Below are 16,054 nucleotides of genomic sequence, written 5' to 3'. Positions count from 1 at the left end.
GTTTGGATGGCATGCCATGACCACACCCCCCGGTTTCGATGGACTCCACCTTCGCCACTGGACGCCCTCCCGCCGCGACGACGGCGTCTTGGTGCTGGCATTCGATCGCGCCGACGCATCGGTCAACGCGTTTTCCCAGGATGCACTGATCGAGCTGGGCGAGGTACTCACGCGGATCGCGCTGGAACCACCCAAAGCGCTGGTGATTACGTCTGGCAAACCCACAGGGTTCATCGCCGGGGCCGATCTCAAGGAGTTTCAGGACTATGACCGCCGCGGCACCGTCGAGGAGGCGATCCGCCGCGGCCAGGACACCTTCCAGGCACTGGCGGAGCTGCCCTGCCCGACAGTGGCCGCCATCCACGGCTTCTGCATGGGCGGCGGCACCGAACTGGCGCTGGCCTGCCGCTACCGTGTGGCCAGCGATGCGCCCTCCACCCGGATCGGCCTGCCCGAAATCCAGCTGGGCATCTTCCCAGGCTGGGGCGGCAGCGCCCGCCTGCCGCGCCTGATCGGCGCACCGGCGGCAATGGACCTGATGCTGACTGGCCGTGCGCTGAGCGCAAAGGCGGCGCGCGCCATCGGCCTGGTGGACCAGGTCGTAGCACCCGCGATCCTGGTGGATACCGCCGCCCAGTTGGCACTCCAGGGCACGCAGCGCCCGCTGAAACAGCGGCTTTTGGGCTGGCTGACCAATACCTGGCCGGCACGCAAGCTGCTGGCACCGCAAATGGTCAAGCAGGTGGCGCGCAAGGCGCCCAAGGCGTTCTATCCCGCCCCTTACGCGCTGATCTCCACCTGGGAACGCTTCGGCGGCAAAGGCATCCGCGCCCGTCTGGATGCCGAGCGCCGTGCGGTGGTGAAACTCGCCGCCACGCCCACCGCCCGCAACCTGATCCGCATCTACTTCCTCACCGAGCGGATGAAGGCGCTGGGCAAGGGTGATGCCGGCATCACCCGCGTGCACGTGATCGGCGCTGGTGTGATGGGCGGTGATATCGCCGCTTTTGCCGCCCTCAAGGGCTTCGAGGTGACGTTGCAAGACCGCGAGCAGCGCTTCATCGACGCTGCCCTACAGCGGGCACAGACGCTGTTTGAAAAGAAGGTGAAGGACGCAACCCAGCGCCCGACAGTGGCCGCGCGCCTGAAATCCGACCTCGACGGTGCCGGCGTCACGGACGCGGATCTGGTGATCGAGGCGATCATCGAGAACCCGGACGCCAAGCGCGCGCTGTATCAGTCGGTGGAGCCGCGCATGAAGGCGGACGCCCTGCTGACCACCAACACCTCGTCGATCCCGCTGGACGAACTGCGCGGCCACCTGCAACACCCCGACCGGTTCGCCGGGCTGCACTACTTCAACCCGGTGGCGCAGATGCCGCTGGTGGAGATCATCCGCCACGACGGCATGAGCCCGGAGACCGAGCGCCGCCTGGCCGCCTTCTGCAAGGCACTGGGCAAGTTCCCGGTGCCGGTGGCCGGCACGCCGGGCTTTCTGGTCAACCGTGTGCTGTTCCCGTACATGCTGGAAGCGGCCACGGCCTATGCCGAAGGCATCCCCGGCCCGGCCATCGACAAGGCGGCGACGCGCTTTGGCATGCCGATGGGCCCAATCGAGCTGCTCGACACCGTAGGCCTGGACGTGGCCGCCAGCGTCGGCAAGGAGCTGGCCCCCTTCCTCGGCCTGGAGGTGCCAGCCGCACTGGCCACGGTCGACCCAAGCAAGCGCGGCAAGAAGGACGGCCAAGGCATCTACAAATGGGAGAACGGCAAGGCGGTCAAACCGGAACTGCCGGCCGGGTATGTCGTACCTGAGGATCTGGAAGACCGCCTGATCCTGCCGCTGCTCAACGAGGCGGTGGCCTGCCTGCATGACGGCGTGGTCAGCGATGCCGACCTGCTGGATGCCGGCGTGATCTTCGGCACCGGCTTTGCCCCGTTCCGCGGCGGCCCGATCCAGCACATCCGCACGGTCGGCGCCGACGCCCTGCTGGCCCGGCTGCAGGCCCTGCAGAGCAAATACGGAGATCGTTTCGCTCCACGCCCCGGCTGGGACGCCGCCATCCTGCGCGAACCGCCAGCGTAAGCGCAGCCTCCTTCCGGACGATCAACAGCCCTCTGCACGACCGTTACAAAAGGCAAGGATCGCTCAACAGTCCCACCCACGGCATGAGGATGCCGGAACAAGCCGCCATTAACCCACTTGCCAAAATAACCAATTAGGTTATAGTTCCAGTGTGGAAAAAGGCACCCCGCACTGCAAGCTAGCGGTCGTCAAAGCCCTGGTAGACGCTGGACGGGTCAGAGCGACGGCCACCGCCTACAACGGTGCCCGTGAGCTTGGGATTCATGACCTGGCGGGGATGTGCGCGGTTGTCTTGGCGCTCACTCCCGCCGACTTCTACAAGAGCATGACCACCCATGCCGATCACACGATTTGGCAGGACGTGTACCACGCCAAGACAGCAAGCGGCGACGAGGTGTACCTGAAGCTGACCGTCATCGATGACGTGCTGATCGTGTCCTTCAAGGAGCTATGACCATGAAATGCCCATGCTGCGGCGCGGCGGAGCTGATCCACGACACGCGCGACCTCCTCTACACCTACAAAGGTGAATCCACCACCATCCCAGCGGTGACGGGTGACTTCTGCCCCGCCTGCGGCGAAGTTGTCTTGAATCGTGAGCATGGCGACCGCTACAGCGAATTGGTGGGCCTGTTCCAACGTCAAGTGAATGCCGCCTACGTCGATCCCGCCTACATCGCCAAGGTGCGCCGCAAACTCAATCTTGATCAGCGACAGGCCGCCGAAATCTTCGGTGGCGGTGTCAATGCCTTTTCGCGCTACGAGAACGGCAAGACCAAGCCGCCGCTGGCCTTGGTCAAGCTGCTCAAGCTGCTGGACCGTCACCCCGACCTGCTGGCCGAAATCAAAACCGCTTGACCAAGTGCGCGGCAAGCCCGACCGCTGAACAGCGGCGCCTACCGCACACACGGGTCAGGCGATCACATCCGACGCAGATCAAACCCGGCCGCGCAGGCAAGAGTGTCGAACCCAGGGAACGACGTGGCCACGTTGGCCACGTCGCGGATTTGCACCGGCCCGGTGGCGCGCTGGGCTGCGACTGCAAACGCCATGGCAATGCGGTGGTCGCCGTGACTGTCCACACAGCCGCCGTGCAGGACGCCGGGGTAGATCGTGGCACCGTCCGGTGTTTCATCCACCCGCAGGCCGAGCGTGCGGAGCCCTGCCGCCATGCCGGCAATGCGGTCGGATTCCTTGACCCGTAACTCAGCCGCGCCACGCACCGTGGTTGGCCCATCCGCGCAAGCGGCGGCGACGAACAGGGCCGGGAACTCGTCGATCATGTCCGGCACGACCGCCTCCGGCACCGCGATGCCACGCAGCGGCGCGTGCCGCACCACCAGATCGGCCACCGGCTCGCCCCCGTGTTCGCCGGGATGCTCTTCCCGGATGTCTGCCCCCATCTGCCGCAACACGCGCAGCAGCCCGGTGCGACGCGGGTTGAGGCCCACCTGCCGCAGGCGCAGCTCCGATCCAGGCACGATGCTGGCCGCCACAATGAAAAACGCCGCCGAAGAAATATCCGCCGGCACCGCCACATCGGTGGCACGCAGGCGTTGGCCGCCGTGCAGCCGCGCATGGCCGGGAGAAAAGACGATGTCCACACCAAACGCCGCCAGCATGCGCTCGGTGTAGTCGCGGGTGGGGTGCGGCTCGTTCACTTCGGTGTGGCCTGCGGCATACAGCCCGGCCAGCAACAGCGCCGATTTCACCTGCGCGCTGGCCACCTCCAGCGTATGAACCCGGCCCTGCAGACGCTGGCCGCCATGGATGCGCAAAGGCGGCAGACCACCTTCGGCGGTGTCGATGCGCGCACCCATCTGCGCCAGCGGCACGGTGACGCGCCGCATCGGCCGCCGGCTGAGCGAGGCATCCCCGACCAGCACGCTGTCGAACCGCTGGCCCGCCAGCAACCCAGCCAGCAGGCGCATTCCTGTGCCGGCATTGCCGCAGTCCAGCGGGCCGTCCGGTGCCCGCAGGCCATCGAGGCCGACCCCATGCACGATCCGCCGCGAGGGTGCCGGTGCCTCGATGCGCACCCCCATGCGGGCGAAGATGGCCGCCGTGGCGCGGGTGTCCTCGCCTTCCAGGAAGCCGTCGATGGTGGAGACGCCATCGGCCAGCGCGGCCAGCATCACCGCCCGGTGTGAGATGGATTTATCGCCAGGCACCGTCAGCGTGCCACGCAATGGGCAGCCGGGCGCGACGATCCAGTGCTGCTGCGCAGGCCCGCTGGCGTCAGCCGGGCCGGTTACGTCGGTCGTCTCAGCCATGGGTGGCCTGGAACTGACGCATGAACTCCACCAGCGCCTGCACGCCGGCCTCGGGCATGGCGTTGTAAAGCGAAGCACGCATGCCGCCAAGCACGCGATGGCCTTTCAGGCCGATCAGCCCGGCCTGCTTGGCCTCGCTCAGGAACAGGGCATCCAGCGCCGGATCGTGCAGGAAGAACGGCACGTTCATGCGCGAGCGCGCCGCTGGCGCCACCTCGTTGCGGTAGAAGCCGCCAGAGCCGTCGATGGCGTCGTAGAGCAACGCCGCCTTGCGAGCATTGCGGCGGGCGAACTCGGCCACCCCGCCTTGCTCCAGCATCCACTGCACGGTCAGGCCCAGCACGTACCAGTTCCAGCTGGGCGGGGTGTTGAGCATGGACTCTGCGGCCGCGATGGCGCGATAGTCCAGGATCGGGGCGCGCGGTTGGCCGGCGCGCTCCAACAGATCGCGACGCACGATCACCACGGTGATGCCCACCGGCCCGAGGTTCTTCTGGGCACCGGCATAGATCAGCCCGAACCGGCTGACATCCAGCGGTTCGGAAGCAATCGAGGAGCTGAAATCAGCCACCAGCGGCACGGCGCCGGCATCGGGGATGTGCCGCCATTCGACGCCGTGGATGGTCTCGTTGGCGGTGACGTGGACATAGGCCGCATCGGGCGACAGCTGCCACTGCTCGCGCGGCGGCAGGTCACGGAACCCGCCGGCCTCGCTGCTGGCGGCGATGCGCGCCTCCACATACGGCGCCGCCTGCTTCAGCGCAGTCTTGCCCCAATGGCCGCTGATCACGTAATCGCACGGCTGCCCAGGAGCTGCGAAGTTGAGCGGCAGCAACGCCTGCACCGTGGTCGCGCCGCCTGCGGTGAACAACACCGCGTAGTCATCCGGGATCGTAAGCAACGTGCGCAGATCGGCTTCGGCCTGGCGCGCCACGGCAAGAAAATCGGCCCCGCGGTGGCTGATCTCCAGGATCGAGGCCCCGACCTCCCCGTATTCCAGCAATGTGGCCTGCGCCTGCCGCAATACCGGCTCGGGCAACATGGCAGGACCTGGGCTGAAGTTGTAGGCGCGCGACATCGACAGGCTCTCAACGACGGGGCCGGAGAGTATGCCGCGCCGCAGCGGGTTTGCGGGTATCCGTCTCAGAAGCGTTCTTTGAGCACGCGCCGGATCTCGGCCTCGATGGGTTCCTTGAACATCGCGGTCAGAAAGCCCAGCTTGGCATGCACCTGCAGGGCACCGGGCAGCAGCTCGATTTTTCCGTCCACCCCCGAGCGGGAAAAATGCAGGGTGTCGCCCTGCCAGTCACATGCCAACTGGAACCGCTCGTGCAGTTTGCGCGCCACCTCCTCGACCGCCTTGCGGGCCTGGGCCTGGGTCAGGGAGTGGGCGTGACGGATCTCGATACGCGACATGGCCGAAAAAGGAAGCCGACAGGACACCTGCATTCTGCCGGCCCGCCCCTGCCGGGAACAAGGGCGCCTGCTGCGCAAATCACACGCCCCCTTGCTGCAGCGCCACGGTTGACCAGCGTTGCACGGCATTTGCCATGCTAGATTGCACGGCGATGACTGCCTTGTGCCTGCGCTTTAGCGACGACGCCCGCCCCGACCTGCCGCTCGACACCGGCGTCCATGCCCTGGCCCTCCGGGACGGACGGCTGGTGCCAGTCGCCAGCGACGATGCATGGTTGTTGCAGATCTGCCATGACCGCCGCGGCATCTGGCTGGTCGTGGCACCCGGCGTGCGCGGCATCCACGTCAATGGCCGCCCGGTGCGTCAACTGGCGCTGCTGCGCGCTGGCGACAGCATTCATGCCGAAGGCCACGAGCTGCTGCTGGTCGCGCCCCGCGAACATCCGCCACTGCCCCCCCCGGACCCAATCCCGACCGGCAGCGTGCATCTGGTTCTGCGCGGCATCGGTGGCGACCACCATGGCCGCAGCGTGAGTCTGGAGCAGCCGCGCTGGATCGGCAGCGCCAGCGGCTGCGACCTGCGAATCGAGGGACACGGCATCGTCCCCGAGCACGCCCGGGTGGCCCTGCGCAGCGGTCAGGTCGTGCTCGACCAGACCGGCGCCGAGGTCTGGCTGAACGGCGAGCCGGTGCGACAGGCCGTGTTGCAAAGCGGCGACCAGCTGGTGTTCGGCGGGCGTCATCGTTTCGTGCTGGAAGGCCCGCCGGCGTCCTTGCAGACGCCTGTGGCCGTCACCCCATTGCCGCCTGAGCCACCCACGCCGGCGCCCGCACACTGGACCCAGCGCGTGCCCTGGCTGCTGGTTGCCGCCTTGCTGCTGGCCCTGCTGCTGTCAGGGTTGCTGATGTTCGGGCCACGCTGAGACCACACCGCCCGCAAAACCGAACGGATCAGGCGCACCGGCAAACAGCCGCTGCATGGTACGGGTTTCCTGCACCCGAATATGGTCGAGGAAAGCACGCGCATCACCCAGCGCGACAAACGCTGCAAACCCGCGCTCCAAAAACCCCTGCAACTCGCCCAAACCGGCGGCACGCGCCGGCAACCGGGACAACCGCAGCAGCCGTGCCACACCCGGCATCTGCACTGCGGCAGCCAGCCCGCTGCCCACCTCGTCGATCAGGGCGATCTGCCATGCCCGCAGGCGTGGATGACCAACCTGGCGGTACGCCTGGCCATACAGCGGTACGTCCAGGGTCGCCGTCACAGGCGCCAGATCATGCAGCGCCTGTGCCATGCGCAAATCGAAGGCATGGCTGAGCGCAGCCAACGCAATCGCATCGGCCAACGTGAGCAGCAGCGGCTCCGGCAGCAGCCGCTGCATCATCGGCATGACCCGGGCGATGTCGGCATCCCGCTGGCGGAAGTCGCGGTCGCCATAGACATCGGTGAGGAAAAACCGCGCTGCCGGACGCTGCGAGGGATCCTGCAGGAACACCGAAAAGCTGCGCTCCAGCCGCGCCGCCTGCCAGCGTTGCAGCGGCTTGAGCCAGGGCAGCGCATTACGCGGCTCCAGGCGCGGGTCGAACAGGCGCTGATGCAGGGCCAACCGCCGCGCCAGGCGTGCCCGCAGCGTCGAACGTGGGGTCATGGTGACAGTGTCGGGGTCGCCTGCCATCCAGGCAAGGGCACATCCCATGCACGCGATGCCGCACCCGTTCCGCCGCGCTACACTCGCGGCATCGTCCTGTCGAGTGCCGTCCATGCTGTCTCTGCACGTCGCCCAGCCGCCGCGCCCGCCACACCAGCCGCCCCGGATCGGGCTGGCCATCGCCGGTGGCGGGCCGGTCGGCGCGATGTACGAACTGGGTGCCCTGCGCGCGCTGGAGGAGGCCTGCGACGGGCTGGATCTAACCCGGCTGGACTGCTACGTCGGGGTCAGCTCCGGGGCCTTCCTTGCCGCTGGCCTGGTCAACGGCATCAACACCGCCGAGCTGTGCCGGATTTTCATCACCGGTGACAGCGAAGAGATCCACTTCCGCCCCGAGACCTTTCTGCGCCCGGCGCTCGGCGAGTATCGCCGGCGTCTGGCCCGGCTGCCGCGACTGGGGATGCGCCTGCTGCGCGACATCTGGAGCGGCCGCAGCGACTCGCGCTGGTCGGACGTGCTCAACCGGCTCGGCAGCGTGGTACCGACCGGGCTGTTCGACAACGACGCAGTCGAACGCTTCCTGCGCGAGATATTCACGCGCAATGGCCGCAGCAATGATTTCCGCACCCTGCCGCGCCCGCTGTACGTGATCGGCGTGGATCTGGACAGCGGCGAAACCATCCGTTTCGGGGATGCCGGCTGGGAGGACGTACCGCTCTCGCGGGCGGTGCAAGCCAGTGCCGCCCTGCCGGGTCTGTACCCGCCAGTCACGCTGCGCGACCGTCAGGGCCAGGTGCACCACGTGGTGGATGGCGCCCTGCGCCGCACCATGCACGCCTCGATGGTGCTCGACCGCGATATCGACCTGATGTTGGGCATCAATCCACTGGTTCCGTTCAACCCCGGCACCGACTCCAGCGAAGCCGCACTGGCGCACCGCTTCAGCGACCGGCGCATCGCCGAGGGCGGCCTGCCCGGCGTGCTTTCGCAGACCCTGCGCACGATGCTGCAATCGCGCATGCAGGTGGGGCTGGCCCGCTACCCGCAGCAGTACCCCGGCATCGACCAGTTGGTGTTTGAACCCAATGCCGGCGACCGCGAGCTGTTCTACACCAACATTTTCAGCTTCTCGGCGCGGCGCCGGATCGCCCAGTTGGCCTACCGCAACACCCTGACCGATCTGCGCCAGCAGCAGGCGCGGCTGACGCCGGTGCTGGCACGCCACGGCATCCGTCTGCGCGAGGAGGTCATCGCCGACCGGCCACGCTCGATCGTGGCGCACCTGCCGCCCCCTCGCCGCACCACCGCCACCACCGCAAAACTGCATCGGGCGCTCGACGACCTCGAACATCGTCTGCGCCGCCAGCACATGGTGTGAATGCTCTAGACAGCGCGCCGATCCTGCATCTGAATCCACACGCGCGTCGCAGACGCAAAGGGGCAACGCATGGCTACGCTGAAGAAGAAATCCACCCGCACCACTGCACGCAAGGCGGCCGCTGGCAACACCGCCCGCAAACGCAGCACCCGCAGCACCGCCCGCAAGTCGTCCGGCCTGCTGCTGAACGCCAAGAGCATCACCGAATCCGCCCAGCAGATCTGGCTGGCTGGCATGGGCGCCTTCACTCGCGCCCAGGCCGAGGGCAGCAAGCTGTTTGAAACCCTGGTGCGCGACGGCCTGTCGCTGGAGCAGACCGCCCGCAAGTTCGCAGGCAGCCGCGCCAGCGCGGTGCGCGATGCGGTGGAAGGGCAGGTCGAACAGGCCCGCGAACGCGCCGCTGACACCTGGGACAAGCTGGAAAAGGTGTTCGAAGAGCGCGTCCAGCGTGCCCTGGTCAAACTCGGCGTACCGACCCGGGAAGACCTGCAAACCCTCAATGCCCGCGTCGAGAAGCTGACTGAGGCCTTGCGGCAGAGCAAGGGCGGCGCCAACCAGACGGCAGCCCGAACCCGGACGTCGGCCAAGGCGGCGACCGCCAAGAAAGCAACCCCGGCCAAGGCAGCCAAGTCCGCCAAGCCCGCAACAGCGACCAAGGCCGGCAACGGCGCCAAAGTGACCCCCTCCACCCGCGCGCCCCGCAAAGCCGCCGTCAAGCCGCAGCAAGCAGCGGCGGACACCACACCCGCCCCGGCTGCGGACACCGGCAGCGCCAGCTAAGCGCGCTTCCCGCACCTCACCCCGACGCCCCCGCCCTGCGGGGGCGTCGCGTTTGCAGCCCCGGCTGGATCGGATTGGCCTGTGACACGCAGGTTCTGCCGTTTCAAACGGTATAGTTGCCCCCCGTCTTCCCCCGACTCTACACCCCTGTCCACGACATGATTGCTCTGCTCATCGCATTGATCGCCTTCGTTGTGTCCGGTCTGGGCCTGACGCATTGGCTACGCCACACTCTTTCCACCCGCGCCACGGAGGCACCGAAGTCGCGCGATGCCGACCTGCTGGCCAGCCTGCACTGGCGGGAATTTGCCCGGCTGGTGCTCAAGGCCATGCATGCGCGCGGCCTGGATCCGGTGATCGAAGACGGCATGCCGGCCGATGGCATCCCCACCAACGGCAACGACATCCTGCTGCAGCGCAACGGCGAGCGCGTCCTGCTGTCCTGCAAATATGGCACTGCCTCGGTGGTGGGCGCCCAGCCGCTGTTGGGCCTGTCCAAGGCCGCCACCCTGCGCGGCGCCAGCCGCGTGATCGTGGTGACGCCTGGACGTTTCGACGAAGAAGCGGTTCGCCTGGCGCATGAACAGGACATCGAGCTGATCGACGGCGAGACGCTGTGGCCGGAAGTCCGCCCATATGTGCCGCATCAGCCGGAACAGCCCCCCGCGGCCCCTGTGTCGTCCTCAGGCGCCCTGCCCGGCCCGCTGCTGGCCTGGGGCGGTGCGGCGCTGATCGGCGGTCTGGTCTGGATGCTGGCGCAAGCGGCACTGCCTGTATCCACGCCGGAGGATGGCATGCCGCCCCCGCCGCCGCGCGTGCGCACCGTCGCCCCAACGCCTGCCCCGACGGCAACGACGGAGGCCATCCCCACCGATCCGGCGGTGCTGGAACAGCGACGTCGTGAGGCCGCAAACAGTATTTCCACCCTATTCGGGGTGGATCGTGCCCTGTGGTCCAGCCAGTCCACCCTGCTGGTGTATCTGAGCAGCGAGGAGGCTGATCCGATCAACGAACTCTGCCCGCTGCTGGAGCGCTATCCGGAGCTGGCGGCCTCGCGCATCCAGCTGCAACCCCCAGCCGGCAGCAAAAAACCGGTTCGATTCAAGCAGTGCCGCACGTTCTGACCGCACGACCGGCGCGGCAATCCACCGCGCCGGTCGTCGCGCCATCGGCGCTGCTTACCAATGCACGCCGCGCATCAGCGCGGCAAAGGCGATCTGCTCCTGGCTCGGCGTCTCGTCGCGCAAGGCCTGCTTGTCGCCCTTGGCCGCTGCCGAATCCGGGAACAGCTCGAAGGCGGTGTTCATCACCGCTTCGTACGCCCTGGGTGCCACGGCATTGATCACGGCGGCAAAGATGCCCAGCCGAGTGGCAATGCGGCTGGGCTTTTCGATGATGCCCTTGACCACCAGATCCGCCGCCTCGTCCGGAGTCAGGGTCGGCACGTTCTCATACACCTTGGTAGGAGCGATCATCGGCGTCTTCACCAGCGGCATGTTGATGGTGGTGAAGTGGATTCCCTTGCCGGACAGCTCACCCTGGGCGCAACGGCTGAACGCATCCAGCGCCGCCTTGCTGGCCACGTAGGCGGAAAAGCGCGGCGAGTTGGCCAGCACACCGATCGAGCTGATGTTGATGATGTGCCCCTTGCGTCGCTGCACCATGGTCGGCAAAAACCCCATGATCAGGCGCAGGCTGCCGAAATAGTTGAGCTGCATGGTGCGCTCGAAATCGTGGAAGCGGTCGTAGCTGAGCTCGATCGAACGCCGGATCGAACGGCCGGCATTGTTGATGAGGATGTCCACATGGCCATGCGCCTTGAGGACTTCGGCCACCAGACGATCGCAGTCGGCCATATCGGACAGGTCGGCGGTATAGGCGAACACCTTGCCACCGGCGGCCTGCATCTCATCGCGTGCTTTGAACAGTTCCTCCTGCCCACGCGCCACGATGATCGTGATCGCCCCAGCCGCGGCCACCTTGCGGGCGGTGGCCAGCCCAATGCCGGATGACCCACCGGTGATCACCACCACCTTGCCCGCGACCGTGCCTTTCAGGCTGCGATCGATGAACAGATCCGGGTCGAGATGACGCTCCCAGTAGTCCCATAACCGCCAGGCGTAGTCCTCCAGGCGCGGCACCGCGATGCCGCTCCCTTTGAGCGCGCGCTCGGCCTCACGGTTGTCGAACCGGGTGGGATAGGTGATGAACTTCAAGACCTGCCGGGGAATGCGGAAGTCGCGCAACAAGGCGCCAACGATGCGCCGCACCGGCGGCAGGCTGCCCACCGCCATCCGCACGCTCGGCGGCACGAACGCGAACATGCGTGCATCCAGCCGCATGCTCATCTCCGGGGCATGGGCGGCGCGGGCGAACACGTTGAGCACCTCGCCCACCCGCAGCGGATCGGGGTCGGTGAGGTGGAAGCAGTGGCCATCCAGACGCGGTTTGTGGGCGATGTGATCGAGCGCATCGGCGACGAAGTCCACCGGCACGATGTTGATGCGCCCGCCCTCCAGGCCCAGCATCGGCATCCACGGCGGCAGCATCTGCCGCATCTTCTTGATCAGGGTGAAGAAGTAGTAAGGCCCGTCGATCTTGTCGATCTCACCGGTCTGCGAATGCCCCACCACCATGCCGGGACGATAGATCCGCCACTTGATCCGGGTCTCGTGCCGCACCAGCCCTTCCGATTCGTGCTTGGTGCGCAGATAGGGGTCATCCAACCCTTCCGCTTCCTCGAACATGTCCTCGCGGAACACCCCCGGATACAGGCCGGCGGCAGCGATGGAGCTGACATGGTGGAAACACCCGGCTTTCAGCGCCGCGGCCAGATCCAGGGCATGACGTGTGCCTTCGACATTGGCCTGATACATCTGGTCGGCACTGGCAGTGAGGTCATACAGCGCCGCCAGATGAAAGACATGGCGGATCTTGCCAGCCAGCGCACGCACCTGTGCAGCGGACACTCCGCACCCGGGCGCGGCCATATCACCGACCAGCGGAACCACCCGCTTGCGATCCCAGCCACGCTGCTTGGCCAGCGCCTCGAACTTCTTCAGCGACGCCTTGCGCACCAGCACATGGATGGTGCCCTTGCGCTTGAGCAGGTTGTCGATCAAAAACCGGCCGATGAAGCCGGTGCCCCCAGTCACCAGATATGCCATGACGTAACTCCCCGGATGTCCGGCGCACCTCGTGCGCCCTTCCACTGCTACGTTGCCAGAGCTGCACGCGGCCGACAATTCCCCCGCGTATTGACCACCCGGAAAGCGCGTGGTGTGATGCGCCCATCAGCCAAAGGGGAACCACCATGAGCGATCTGAAAGCCCGTTTCGAGCAGGCAGCCCGCGACGTGCAGGGCCTGTCCGAACGCCCGGACAACGACACCCTGCTGCGCCTGTACGCCCTTTACAAGCAGGGCTCGGAAGGCGACGTCAGCGGCCCCAAGCCGGGCTTCTTCGATTTCGTCGGCACGGCCAAGTACGAAGCCTGGGCCAAGCTCAAAGGCATGCCACAGGAACAGGCCATGCAGCAATACATCGACCTGGTGAAGAAACTGACCGCCTGACCCGGCCCGCCGATACTCCCCCGACATGGCTCGCCAGACGCGCCAGCGCATCCTCGACACCTCGCTTGCGATGTTCAACGCGCAGGGCGAGCCCAACGTCACCACCAACCACATCGCCGACGAGCTGGAAATCAGCCCCGGCAACTTGTACTACCACTTCCGTAACAAGGACGACATCATCGAGCACCTGTTCACCGGTTACGAGGCGCGCATGGATGCCGCGCTCACCGCGCCGCAAGGGCGGCTTCCCGGGCTTGAGGACATCTGGCTGCAGCTGCACCTGGTGTTCGAGTGCATCTGGGACTACCGCTTTCTGTACCGCGATCTGGTCGACATCCTCAGCCGCAACCGCCGCCTGCGGCTGCGCTTTGCGCGCATCCTCAAGCGCGCCGACGAACAGGCGCATGCCGTGCTACGCGGGCTGGTGCAGGCCGGAGTGATGCGCGCCTCCGCCGACGAGCTACACGCCGCGGCCACCAATGTGCTGGTGGTGGCCACGTTCTGGCTGAATTACGCCGCCGCGCGTGGGGATCGTGACGAGCAGGCCTCGATCCGCGACGGCATCGTCCAGGTGATGATGCTGATCGCCCCGTTCCTACGCGACGCCGAACGGGTGCATCTCAATACCCTGGTGCGCGCCTATCTGGACTGACCAGGCGGGCGCGGCCGGCGCAGGGCGCGCGCCAACAGGCCCAACGCCGCCAACCACACATGCCGCGCGGTCGGGACAAAACCGGCCCTGGCCGATAGCCTCGGCGTGGTGGAGCGTCGACGTGCAGGCATGGCGTCCTCCTCGATACGACTGGCAGCCTCGGTCAACCCGTCCGAGCAATCACACTACATAAGCACAGGGCACGCCCACCCTGGCGGCGACACCCCAAGTCCGGCCCAGCCCATGTTCACGCGTGGGGGTTGCCAACGCAATCGATGCCCCAGCACGGTTTGCAGGCTGGCGAGTCCGGATCGGCAATCTCCCCCTTGCCAGCGCAACACGGACACTGGATGCTGGCAGCAGGTTCAATCTCCGAGGTATTGCGCATGGCTCGCAAGAAATCCGCCGCCTGGGCGCCGTTTCCCTATGATGCCTCCGGCTTCGCCTACCCCGGCGATGCCTTGAAACAAGCCTGGCCGCGTCTGCACGCCGGCGACTGCGAGCCGTACCCGGACAGCAAACGCGCCGCGGCACTGCTGAAAGCCGCCGGCAAGGCGGCTCCGAAACTCGATGCCGCCGCCCTCGCCGAGGCTCTGACGGACGCCTGGCGCGCCTTCCACCATGGGGATTTCCAGGCGGCGTTCGAGGCCGGCCAGGCACTCGGCCCGGTCGGAGCGTCAGTCGCAGTCAAAGCCATCGGCATCCACGCCACCTACCTGGTCGAGGACGAGGAGGAAAAACTTCGCCGTTTCGAGCTGGCCGCCGATCTGGCCCAGGCGGCCGTCGAGGCGCTGCCGCGCGAAGCCAACAGCCATTATCGGCTGGCCTTCGCGCTGGGCCGCTACAGCCAGGGCCTGTCCATCGTGAAGGCGCTGAAACTGGGCATTGCCGGCAAGGTGCGCACCGCGCTGGACACCACCCTGGAACTTGCGCCCAAACACGCCGAGGCGCATATCGCGATGGCGGTCTATCACGCCGAAATCGTCGACAAGATCGGCGCCATGCTGGCCGGGCTGACCTACGGTGCCCAGGCCTCGGAGGCCGAGCAGCACATCAAGACGGCGCTCAAACTGACCCCCGACGCCCCGATCGCCCACCTCGAACACGGCAACGTGCTGCTGTTGCTAGACGCCCGCCGCAATGAAGATGCGGCCGCAGCCGCCTACGAGAAAGCCAGCCAGTGCACGCCGCACGATGCGATGGAGGTACTGGACGCGGCCTGGGCGGCGGAGCAAATCGAATAAGCCAGACGCGCCTCGCCAGCGCCGACTACTCCACATCCGGCACGGCCAGGGGTGCCGGGTGTGCAGCGGGTGCCCGCCGCAGCCGACGGAAGAACGCCACCGCCCGCTCGCGCCGGCGGCTCAGCAGATACCAGGCCACGGTCAGCGCAACAAACCCCAGCAGCAGCAACGGCGGCGGCACCTGCATGCGCTTGAGCACGGCCGCCACCAGCCCGCACAGCAGGCTGAACCAGGTCAAATGCAAGGCCGCCCGGGTGGGCCCGAAGCCGGCGTCCTGCATGATGTGGTGGATGTGATCGCGCCCGGCGGAAAACGGCGAGCGCCCCTCCTGCAAGCGGCGCACGATCAGCACCAGGCAATCGATCACCGGCACCGGCAACATCCATAGCGCCAGCACCGGGATCACCGGATGCGCTGGCGTCTGGGTCAGACGGAAGCTGATCCAGGCGATCACCAGCCCCAGCATGGCGCTGCCGGAATTGCCCAGGAACACCTTGGCGCGCGGCCGCCAGGGCAGACGTATATTCCACAGCAGAAACCCGGCCAGCGCCCCGACCAGCACCGACAGGCGCTCGGCCAGCAACGTGTTGCCGGAATAGATCGCCGCTGCGGTCAGCATCGCCAGTGCCGCCAGCCCCAACAGACCGCACAGGCCGTCGGCGCCGTCGATCATGTTCATCGCATTGATCACGCCGAGGGTGGCGAAGATGGAGAACGGCACCGAGAGCCAGCCCAGCGCGGTCGGGCTCATGCCGAATACCGGGCCGATGTATTCCACCCGCACACCGCCCCAGTAGATGATGAGCAGCGCCGCCAGCGTCTGCCCCAGAATCCGCCAGTACCAGCGCAGGTCGTACAGGTCATCCAGCACGCCGAGCACGATCAGCAACGCCGAAGCCGCCAGGAAGGAATAGGCCGCCGGACTGCGGGCACCGGTCCAGAAAAACAGGACGGTCACCGCCAGGAAAATGGCGATGCCCCCGGTGACCGGGGTCGGCACCG

At 66.9% G+C, this 16,054-nt stretch carries 16 protein-coding genes; 10 read left to right on the top strand and 6 right to left on the bottom strand.

From position 1 onward, the window contains the following. The first annotated feature begins 16 nt into the window (after positions 1 to 16). From BUA29_RS03140 to BUA29_RS03130, 3 genes are all read left to right on the top strand, one after another. On the top strand, positions 17 to 2,086 hold the full coding sequence (locus BUA29_RS03140) for a 3-hydroxyacyl-CoA dehydrogenase NAD-binding domain-containing protein (RefSeq protein WP_072755178.1): 2,070 nt from the start codon (positions 17 to 19) through the stop codon (positions 2,084 to 2,086). Between the two features lie 151 nt (positions 2,087 to 2,237). Then, positions 2,238 to 2,540 (top strand): type II toxin-antitoxin system MqsR family toxin, encoded by a 303-nt coding sequence (locus tag BUA29_RS03135; RefSeq protein ID WP_072755177.1) that lies wholly within the window; start codon positions 2,238 to 2,240, stop codon positions 2,538 to 2,540. After that, positions 2,537 to 2,944 carry a type II toxin-antitoxin system MqsA family antitoxin gene (locus BUA29_RS03130; RefSeq protein ID WP_245770491.1) on the top strand — a complete coding sequence of 136 codons (408 nt, stop codon included), beginning with the start codon at positions 2,537 to 2,539 and terminating at the stop codon, positions 2,942 to 2,944. Before BUA29_RS03135 ends, BUA29_RS03130 begins: the two co-directional genes overlap by 4 nt. 62 nt (positions 2,945 to 3,006) lie before the next feature. On the opposite strand, the gene aroA is transcribed toward BUA29_RS03130, so the two are convergent. The 3 genes from aroA to BUA29_RS03115 form a co-directional block, all read right to left on the bottom strand. Beyond that, positions 3,007 to 4,359 carry a 3-phosphoshikimate 1-carboxyvinyltransferase gene (gene aroA / locus BUA29_RS03125; protein WP_072755175.1) on the bottom strand — a complete coding sequence of 451 codons (1,353 nt, stop codon included), beginning with the start codon at positions 4,357 to 4,359 and terminating at the stop codon, positions 3,007 to 3,009. Then, positions 4,352 to 5,437, bottom strand: a complete 1,086-nt coding sequence (serC, locus tag BUA29_RS03120) for a 3-phosphoserine/phosphohydroxythreonine transaminase (RefSeq protein WP_072755174.1) — start codon at positions 5,435 to 5,437, stop codon at positions 4,352 to 4,354. The genes aroA and serC overlap by 8 nt, the downstream gene beginning before the upstream one ends. Before the next feature lie 65 nt (positions 5,438 to 5,502). Beyond that, positions 5,503 to 5,775: a polyhydroxyalkanoic acid system family protein gene (locus tag BUA29_RS03115; protein ID WP_072755173.1), complete on the bottom strand. Its 273-nt coding sequence runs from the start codon at positions 5,773 to 5,775 to the stop codon at positions 5,503 to 5,505. A 152-nt stretch (positions 5,776 to 5,927) separates the two neighbouring features. On the opposite strand from BUA29_RS03115, the gene BUA29_RS03110 reads away from it, so the two are divergent. Continuing rightward, the gene (locus BUA29_RS03110) at positions 5,928 to 6,698 is read left to right on the top strand and encodes an FHA domain-containing protein (protein WP_072755172.1); all 771 of its coding nucleotides are present in this window, start codon (positions 5,928 to 5,930) and stop codon (positions 6,696 to 6,698) included. Here the strand turns inward: BUA29_RS03110 and BUA29_RS03105 are convergent. Next, on the bottom strand, positions 6,669 to 7,427 hold the full coding sequence (locus tag BUA29_RS03105) for a DUF8198 family protein (protein ID WP_072755223.1): 759 nt from the start codon (positions 7,425 to 7,427) through the stop codon (positions 6,669 to 6,671). The two genes, BUA29_RS03110 and BUA29_RS03105, sit on opposite strands and share 30 nt — an antisense overlap. Before the next feature lie 112 nt (positions 7,428 to 7,539). Between BUA29_RS03105 and BUA29_RS03100 the strand changes: the two genes are divergently transcribed. The 3 genes from BUA29_RS03100 to BUA29_RS03090 all read left to right on the top strand — a co-directional run bounded on the left by BUA29_RS03100 (position 7,540) and on the right by BUA29_RS03090 (position 10,709). Continuing rightward, positions 7,540 to 8,805 carry a patatin-like phospholipase family protein gene (locus BUA29_RS03100; protein WP_072755171.1) on the top strand — a complete coding sequence of 422 codons (1,266 nt, stop codon included), beginning with the start codon at positions 7,540 to 7,542 and terminating at the stop codon, positions 8,803 to 8,805. A 69-nt stretch (positions 8,806 to 8,874) separates the two neighbouring features. Further along, complete coding sequence (locus tag BUA29_RS03095) at positions 8,875 to 9,585, top strand: phasin family protein (RefSeq protein ID WP_072755170.1); 711 nt, start codon at positions 8,875 to 8,877, stop codon at positions 9,583 to 9,585. A 158-nt stretch (positions 9,586 to 9,743) separates the two neighbouring features. Next, positions 9,744 to 10,709, top strand: a complete 966-nt coding sequence (locus BUA29_RS03090) for a restriction endonuclease (protein ID WP_072755169.1) — start codon at positions 9,744 to 9,746, stop codon at positions 10,707 to 10,709. Between the two features lie 54 nt (positions 10,710 to 10,763). On the opposite strand, the gene BUA29_RS03085 is transcribed toward BUA29_RS03090, so the two are convergent. Further along, on the bottom strand, positions 10,764 to 12,752 hold the full coding sequence (locus BUA29_RS03085; protein WP_072755168.1) for an SDR family oxidoreductase: 1,989 nt from the start codon (positions 12,750 to 12,752) through the stop codon (positions 10,764 to 10,766). Between the two features lie 146 nt (positions 12,753 to 12,898). Here BUA29_RS03085 and BUA29_RS03080 point away from each other — a divergent pair, with 146 nt between their 5' ends. From BUA29_RS03080 to BUA29_RS03070, 3 genes are all read left to right on the top strand, one after another. Then, entirely contained in the window at positions 12,899 to 13,156 is a 258-nt protein-coding gene (locus tag BUA29_RS03080; RefSeq protein WP_072755167.1) for an acyl-CoA-binding protein, read from the top strand. 25 nt (positions 13,157 to 13,181) lie between these two features. Next, positions 13,182 to 13,808 carry a TetR/AcrR family transcriptional regulator gene (locus BUA29_RS03075; protein WP_072755166.1) on the top strand — a complete coding sequence of 209 codons (627 nt, stop codon included), beginning with the start codon at positions 13,182 to 13,184 and terminating at the stop codon, positions 13,806 to 13,808. A gap of 386 nt (positions 13,809 to 14,194) precedes the next feature. Next, positions 14,195 to 15,052: a tetratricopeptide repeat protein gene (locus BUA29_RS03070; protein ID WP_072755222.1), complete on the top strand. Its 858-nt coding sequence runs from the start codon at positions 14,195 to 14,197 to the stop codon at positions 15,050 to 15,052. A gap of 25 nt (positions 15,053 to 15,077) precedes the next feature. Here the strand turns inward: BUA29_RS03070 and BUA29_RS03065 are convergent. Further along, positions 15,078 to 16,054: MraY family glycosyltransferase (locus BUA29_RS03065; RefSeq protein ID WP_072755165.1), on the bottom strand; the 977-nt coding region annotated here is incomplete at its 5' end.

Source organism: Thermomonas hydrothermalis (genome assembly GCF_900129205.1).
Taxonomy (GTDB): Bacteria; Pseudomonadota; Gammaproteobacteria; order Xanthomonadales; family Xanthomonadaceae; genus Thermomonas; species Thermomonas hydrothermalis.
Note: the sequence above shows the minus strand (reverse complement) of the source record. Positions and strands in the feature narration are given on the sequence as shown.

What these genes read in the sequence shown, in the direction of transcription:
- BUA29_RS03095 (WP_072755170.1), top strand. Translation starts at nt 8,875, where the DNA reads ATGGCTACGCTGAAGAAGAAATCCACCCGCACCACTGCACGCAAGGCG.
- BUA29_RS03085 (WP_072755168.1), bottom strand. Translation starts at nt 12,752, where the DNA reads ATGGCATATCTGGTGACTGGGGGCACCGGCTTCATCGGCCGGTTTTTG.
- BUA29_RS03075 (WP_072755166.1), top strand. Translation starts at nt 13,182, where the DNA reads ATGGCTCGCCAGACGCGCCAGCGCATCCTCGACACCTCGCTTGCGATG.
- BUA29_RS03115 (WP_072755173.1), bottom strand. Translation starts at nt 5,775, where the DNA reads ATGTCGCGTATCGAGATCCGTCACGCCCACTCCCTGACCCAGGCCCAG.
- BUA29_RS03130 (WP_245770491.1), top strand. Translation starts at nt 2,537, where the DNA reads ATGACCATGAAATGCCCATGCTGCGGCGCGGCGGAGCTGATCCACGAC.
- serC (WP_072755174.1), bottom strand. Translation starts at nt 5,437, where the DNA reads ATGTCGCGCGCCTACAACTTCAGCCCAGGTCCTGCCATGTTGCCCGAG.
- BUA29_RS03110 (WP_072755172.1), top strand. Translation starts at nt 5,928, where the DNA reads ATGACTGCCTTGTGCCTGCGCTTTAGCGACGACGCCCGCCCCGACCTG.
- BUA29_RS03080 (WP_072755167.1), top strand. Translation starts at nt 12,899, where the DNA reads ATGAGCGATCTGAAAGCCCGTTTCGAGCAGGCAGCCCGCGACGTGCAG.
- BUA29_RS03090 (WP_072755169.1), top strand. Translation starts at nt 9,744, where the DNA reads ATGATTGCTCTGCTCATCGCATTGATCGCCTTCGTTGTGTCCGGTCTG.
- aroA (WP_072755175.1), bottom strand. Translation starts at nt 4,359, where the DNA reads ATGGCTGAGACGACCGACGTAACCGGCCCGGCTGACGCCAGCGGGCCT.
- BUA29_RS03070 (WP_072755222.1), top strand. Translation starts at nt 14,195, where the DNA reads ATGGCTCGCAAGAAATCCGCCGCCTGGGCGCCGTTTCCCTATGATGCC.
- BUA29_RS03140 (WP_072755178.1), top strand. Translation starts at nt 17, where the DNA reads ATGACCACACCCCCCGGTTTCGATGGACTCCACCTTCGCCACTGGACG.
- BUA29_RS03100 (WP_072755171.1), top strand. Translation starts at nt 7,540, where the DNA reads ATGCTGTCTCTGCACGTCGCCCAGCCGCCGCGCCCGCCACACCAGCCG.
- BUA29_RS03105 (WP_072755223.1), bottom strand. Translation starts at nt 7,427, where the DNA reads ATGACCCCACGTTCGACGCTGCGGGCACGCCTGGCGCGGCGGTTGGCC.